The sequence below is a fragment of the Rathayibacter iranicus NCPPB 2253 = VKM Ac-1602 genome, from assembly GCF_003149025.1.
Lineage (GTDB): Bacteria > Actinomycetota > Actinomycetes > Actinomycetales > Microbacteriaceae > Rathayibacter > Rathayibacter iranicus.
The window spans coordinates 91,214-97,432 of the sequence record NZ_QGDV01000011.1; the positions used below are offsets into that span (position 1 = coordinate 91,214).

Sequence of the window (6,219 nt, forward strand, 5' to 3'; positions counted from 1 at the left end):
CGTTTCCGGGAGTGTGCAGGTGCGTCGGGAATTGCCGGACGCACCTGCGCGGCGACGCGCTACTCCTGAATGAAGGCCAGGAGATCGGGGTTGATGACGTCGGCGTGGACCGTCAACATGCCATGTGGGTAGCCCTCGTAGATTGTGAGTGTGGAGTTCTGGAGGAGTTCGTGCTGCTTCAGCGCGGCGTCCTTGTAGGGCACGACCTGGTCGTCGTCGCCCTGCATGATGAGGACGGGGACGGTGATGGCCGTGAGATCGTCGGTCTGGTCGGTCTCGGAGAATGCCTTAATGCCGTCGTAGTGCGCGAGCGCTCCGCCCGTCATGCCCTGGCGCCACCAATTGTCGATCACCGGCTGTGAAACAGTCGCGTCCGGTCGGTTGAAGCCGTAGAACGGGCCGGAGGCGACGGCCTGAAAGAACTCGGCGCGGTTGGCGGCAAGCGCTTCGCGGAAGCCGTCGAAGACCGACATCGGCGTCCCCTCGGGGTTCGACTCCGTCTGCACCATCAGCGGAGGGACTGCGGAGACGAGGACCGCCTTCGCCACACGGCCCTGCGGCTGGCCGTACTTCGCGACGTAGCGCGCAACCTGGCCGCCGCCGGTGGAATGCCCGATGTGAATGGCGTTGCGCAGGTCGAGGTGCTCGACGACGGCGTTGACGTCGCTGGCGTAGTGGTCCATGTCGTGGCCGGTGCCCACCTGGGTCGAGCGTCCGTGACCGCGGCGGTCGCTTGCGATGACGCGGTAGCCGTGGGCGTGGAAGAACAGCATCTGCGCATCCCAGTCGTCGGAGGATAACGGCCAGCCGTGGTGGAACACGATGGGCTGCGCGTCCGGGCTGCCCCAGTCTTTGTAATAGATCTCTACGCCATCGTCCGTGGTTACAAACGGCATCTTCGAACCTCCGTGTTCAGGTTGAGCCCGAGCCCGTGCCCGGGGTCGAATGAGGGGTGCTGCCTCCCCAGAATGGGTGGGGGAGTGGCTCCACGATAGGGGTGGGGCAGAGAGCTGAGGGAGGGGATGTGCGGATGTTCCGACGTCTGTTCAGCCGGAGTCCTCTTCGCCGCCACGATCGGAGAAGCACGCGGCCGATCGTGATCCGAGCTGACCTCGGCGGGCTCCTGCCCGCGCTCCCCGCGGCGACAGAGTTCTGGAGTCGTCTCGATGTGGTCGAAGACGACATCTCCGTCGCAGAAAGGGCCTGGCCGCGGGCGGCGACGGTGCTGCTGGAGGAGTCGTCGGACCGGCGTCATTTCTCCGGGTCGACCACCAGTCCGACGCCGCCGCCGCGCCGGACGGGTTCGGCGACCGCCGTCATGCGGCCCGAAGGGTCCACTTCGACGGCGGCCACAGCACCGATGTGAGCGGCAGAGGTGGAGGTGCTGCCCGAGGGGGTGAGCTGCTGTGCGTAGGGGGCGAGGTCGTCGGCGTACGCCTCGATGAATTCGGGCTCGGCCGAGGTCGCTGTGGTGTTGCGCTGGGAGGCGCGGGGCGCCGCCACTGCCTCCGGGAGCGTCATGCCGAGGTCGATGCGGTTGACCAGCGTCTGGAGCACCGTCGTGATGATCGTCGATCCTCCCGGTGAGCCGATGACGAACCGGACGTCTCCGCCCTCGAGCACGATCGTCGGCGACATTGATGATCGCGGACGCTTGCTCGGCTCGATCCGGTTCGGGTCTCCGTCGACGAACGTCGTGGAAAAGTCGGTCATTTCGTTGTTCAGGAGGAAGCCTCGCCCGGGGACGGTCATCGCCGAGCCGCCGGTTTGCTCGATTGTCAGCGTGTAAGAGGCGGCGTTGCCCCACTTGTCGACAACGGAGAGGTGGGTGGTCGAGATGTTCTCGGTGTCGGACTCCTCTGGGGTGGGGGCGGTCGAGCATCCCGATCCGTCGACAGCGCCCGGCGCGACCGGACGGACGGATGCCACCGTCGGGTCGATCGTGCAGTCCCGCGAGTCCGCGAACTCCTGGCTAAGGAGCGTCTCGGTGGGCACGTCGGTGAACGCCGGGTCGCCGATGTAGGCGCCGCGGTCGGCGAAGGCGCGAGCGGACGCCTCGAGGTAGAGGTGCAGCGCGCTGCCGGTGTCCTCCGCGCCGAGGTCGTGGTTCTCGAGGATGTTCAGCGCCTCGCCCACCGCGATCCCTCCCGAGGAGGACGGCGCCATGCCGTAGACGTCGAGTCCGCGATAGGAGACGCGGGTGGGCGCCTGCTCCACCACCGAGTAGGCGGCGAGGTCGGTCGCCGTCAGTGAGCCGGCCGGTGCGGGGAGGTCCGATCCGGCGGCGACCCGCGGGTTCTGAACCGTGTCGGCGATCTCGGCCGCCAGCGGACCTTCATAGAACGCGCTCGGTCCGTGGGCGGCGAGGAAGGTCAGCGTTTTCGCAAGATCGAGGTTGCGGAACGTGCTGCCCACCTTCGGCGCGTCACCGCCGGGGAGGAACAGCTTCGCCGTGTCCGGGAACGCTTGGAACCGCTCGCGATTCTCGAGTGTCTGGCTGCGGAAGGTCTCGTCCACCGTGAAGCCCTTCGCCGCGAGCGCGATCGACGGCGCCAGCACGGCCGGGAGTGGCAGGGTGCCGAAGCGGTCGATGGCGGTATCCCAGGTCGCCACCGTGCCGGGGACGCCGACCGCGACGCCCGAGGACACGAGGTCCGGGCTGAAGGGGTACGGGGCTCCCGTCGCCGGATCGATGAAGGCGTCCGAGGCGATGCCGGCCGGCGCCGTCTCGCGTCCGTCGATGGTGCTCACCGTGCCGGTCGCCTTGTCGAAGTAGACGAGGTAGCCGCCGCCGCCGATCCCGGCGCTGTAGGGCTCGGTCACGCCGAGAGCGGCGGCCGTCGCGACCGCGGCGTCCGCGGCATTGCCGCCGCGCTTCAGGACCTCCAGGCCCACCCGGCTCGCGTTGGCGTCGACCGAGGAGACCGCGCCGCCGTAGCCGACCGAGGTGGAGGGGGAGATGACCGGCCCGCCGAGGAAGTCGCGGATCTTCTCGGGCGAGAGCCCGGCGTCCTTGAGGTATCCGGAGACGGGCCTGTCGAGAGCGGACGCCGGCGCGGCACCCGCCGCTCCGAGCGAGACGACCGCGATCAACGCGATCGCGATCCGGCGGAGCACGGGTGTTGTGGCCATGGGGTTCCTCCATCGGAACTCGGTGGGGTGCGGAGTGCGTTTTCCCAACGTAGGGGTGGGGCGGGGGCGCGGGCCAGGGAGATATCTCGCAACCGATCGAGCAAGCAGTCATGAGGACACGTCAACGTGCCGTCTATCCGCCAGCGCTCGCGTACTGATGAGGCCGGTTGCGTCATCGAGAAGTGTGTAGCGATTGGACCTGATCGACGCATTCCTCTGCGGAGGTCATATCGGATCCGGTCAGGCCTTCGTGACCTGTCCGTCGAGCCCCTCGTACAGATCGAAGTTCCGCTCTCCGATCAGAGCGACGAGAGTGTCAAATGCTTCCGCCAGTGGCACTTCGGTCGTGAGGTCGTTCGCTTCGAACGCGCGGATCGACGGTGCGCTGTCGTTCAGGTCGGCAAGGAGTACGTAGAACTTCTCGTACTGCTCATCGCGCCCTGCCGGATCCTGACGGCCAGTGAAGAGTCGGAGTCGAGGGCCGGCGTTGAGAAACGTTGACCGGCGTCTCCCGGTGCCGTCGCTCTCGGCGCCGATGTCGAAGATGAGCAGCGCGGCCAGCACTGCATAAGGAAAGCGACGATGCAGGGTGACCGCCTCGTTGAGGAGGTCGGCGCGGCGGTTGGTGAGATTTTTCTGGAAGTTCAGGGTCTTGCCGTCGCGAAAAAGAATCGTTTTGACACTGACGGCGAGGATCAGGCCCGACTCTTCTGTGGCCCACGTGACGTCGACCTTCTTCGCGCCGATACCGCCTGCAAGCCTTCGCTCCGCGCCGCTCGTACCCGACTCATTCGGGCCTATCGGTCGTGCGCCGTCCATGCCGCGCGCACGCAGCTCGGACGAGACCGCCAAGGCGACTGCCGCGGAAAGCTTCTCGTTGTAGTTTTTCTTGGTCGCCTGTGGGGCGTCATTCCCGGGCTTCGATCCGCAGGAGCGGATCGCGGCCACCAGCCGGTCGTCAACCGTTACCACGTCGGCTCCTCGCTTCCCGTCGACCTGCAAGCGCCGCCCGGGCGGCGCGGATGTCTGCGACGTCGGACCGTTTTATGCCGAGCGCGCCGATGAGGAGCACGTTGTCCACGAGGTCCGCCGCGTCTACGACGTTTCCGGTGCTGAGCTTCCCCGAAACCTGCGGCCGGATGGCGAGCAACTCTTCCCTCGCGGCTTCGACTACCGCGGGGGAGGGGAGCGCCCACAGGTCGGCTTCGCCGGGTTCCATCTTCAACATGCCCCCGCCGTAGGCGCGCCCAGTGAACTCGGCGCCCAGCATCGTGACCGAGTTCAGCGCGGCGACGGGCAGTACCTCGCAGCCGAGCTTCTTGTGCTCGGCGGAGAGGTAGACCCCGTGAACGGAGTTGAGGTGAAGCGCATCGGCACTATTGGTCGTCAGGCGCGGAGTGTCGGCATTCATGTAGGTCAGCAGCATGTCGGCCTTGGCAACGAGAGGTACTCGCCACCAGTCCTTCCTCACCCGGCACTTGTAGGCCGTGTGAACGGCGTCCGCTTCGCCCTGGGCGATGTAAGCACGGGCGGCGTCGGACGGATCCCCGGACGGGCGGAACAGCATCGTCCGCTTCCCCGCGCGTCCCAGGTCTGCGTGAGCGCGCGCCGAAAACTCCAGCCCGCGAAGATGGCTCGATCCCGGCGGGGAGAGGCGCAGGACCTCGCGAGGCAGAAGCCCCAGCTCAGCCACGCGATCGGGGCTAAGCGCGAAGTACTTGTTGTTCCCGGTGACCATGCCCAGCGTGGTCTCACCCCAGGTCTTCAACGCCGTGAACGTGCCCCCGAGGATCAGCTTCGCGTAGATGCCGGCGGCTTCCGGGCTCACCGTCGACCCGGACCACTTTGCGGACGGGTCGGTAGGGGTCCAGGTCGCGGCGGCCGGCATGTCTGGAGTGAGCGCGTCAGCGTTGTTCACCTGGCGGACGCGGGCGTGGTCGGTGGAGCCGCCGTAGCCATCGGCGAGCAGCAAAAGCGATTCGGTCTCCGCCTCTGCGAACACCCGCTCCTCGAACAGCACGAGGTCCACGCTCGAAAAGTTTTCGAACAGGAACTGCCGCACCGGAGCGGCGTAATTCGCGTGCAGGAGCTCCGCCGGAAGGACGTAGCCGAGGCGTCCACCGGGTTGCAGGCTCAGCGCGCCGTGCACAGTGAACGCCGCCCACGATGAGGCCAGACCAGAGAGCGCGACGCCGCCGCGCAGAGCTGCCGCGCGCGCTTTCGCGCGCGAGTCGCCGGCGAAGTCCTGGAACCGGATGTAGGGAGGGTTCCCGATGACGGCCGAGTAACGGGCGGCCGCCGGGGTGTCGAAGAAGTCGCCGACGGTCATGTCCACGCTGCCGCCTGCATCGGCGACTCGTTCGGCGCCGACGTCGGCGCTCCACTGGTGCAGCTCAACGCCGTGCACGTGCGGTTCGACGGCCCCGAGATCGCGTAGACGGGCGACGGCGTGCACGAGGAACTCGGCGTCACCTGCGGAGGGCTCCAGCACGGCGTCTTGAGCCGAGCGAACAGCCCATTTCGCGACGAAGGACGCGATCGTCGGCGGCGTGAAGAACGCACCACGAGCTTTGCGAAGCGTGGCGTTGTCGAGGGGGTTGCGGGCGCTCCATGTCACCAGATCATCTTGCCCTTTACGTCAGACATTGGCGCACGCCCGAGAGTTGCGCGATCGGACGGGAAGGTGGAGCGCCTTGAGCAGCTAGATCCCGGACGGCAGGAGCAACCTGCTCCAGCACCTGCGTAGCTCGACGAGAAATTTGGTCATCGCCGCGGCGAACGTCGGCTCCGTCTGCTCATGTGCTCTCTCAGCAACGCGCCTCTATCTCGCTGACGAATTCGCGAGACTCCTGGGGATGAGAAGTGACCCACAGTTTCTGAGAGGTCACGACGGTCTACGTCGGGCACCCGCACGGCCAAACGGACCGCTACATCGAGGTAATCGACGGTCTGCGTCCGCCGCGCACTGGACCGTACCCGTTTTGGTGGACTCGGGGTGTGTTGCTGGGGTTCTCGACCTGTAGGAGACTACTTTCATGGGTTCCACCCGACGAAGCTTCACCGAGGAATACAAGCGCGACGCGATCG

4 protein-coding genes are annotated in these 6,219 nt (G+C 66.9%); all 4 read right to left on the reverse strand.

Features of this window, described 5'->3' with window-relative positions; all coding sequences use genetic code 11:
* Window positions 1-59: 59 nt before the first annotated feature.
* Window positions 60-896 (reverse strand): alpha/beta fold hydrolase, encoded by an 837-nt coding sequence (locus B0H03_RS11850; protein WP_104265682.1) that lies wholly within the window; start codon window positions 894-896, stop codon window positions 60-62.
* A 355-nt stretch (window positions 897-1,251) separates the two neighbouring features.
* Complete coding sequence (ggt, locus tag B0H03_RS11855; protein WP_104265681.1) at window positions 1,252-3,132, reverse strand: gamma-glutamyltransferase; 1,881 nt, start codon at window positions 3,130-3,132, stop codon at window positions 1,252-1,254.
* Window positions 3,133-3,372: 240 nt separating this feature from the next.
* On the reverse strand, window positions 3,373-4,104 hold the full coding sequence (locus tag B0H03_RS17115) for a hypothetical protein (protein WP_237399551.1): 732 nt from the start codon (window positions 4,102-4,104) through the stop codon (window positions 3,373-3,375).
* A complete protein-coding gene (locus B0H03_RS11865) occupies window positions 4,091-5,749 on the reverse strand; it encodes an Eco57I restriction-modification methylase domain-containing protein (protein WP_206612070.1) in 1,659 nt (552 codons plus the stop codon). The genes B0H03_RS17115 and B0H03_RS11865 overlap by 14 nt, the downstream gene beginning before the upstream one ends.
* Between the last annotated feature and the right edge of the window lie 470 nt (window positions 5,750-6,219).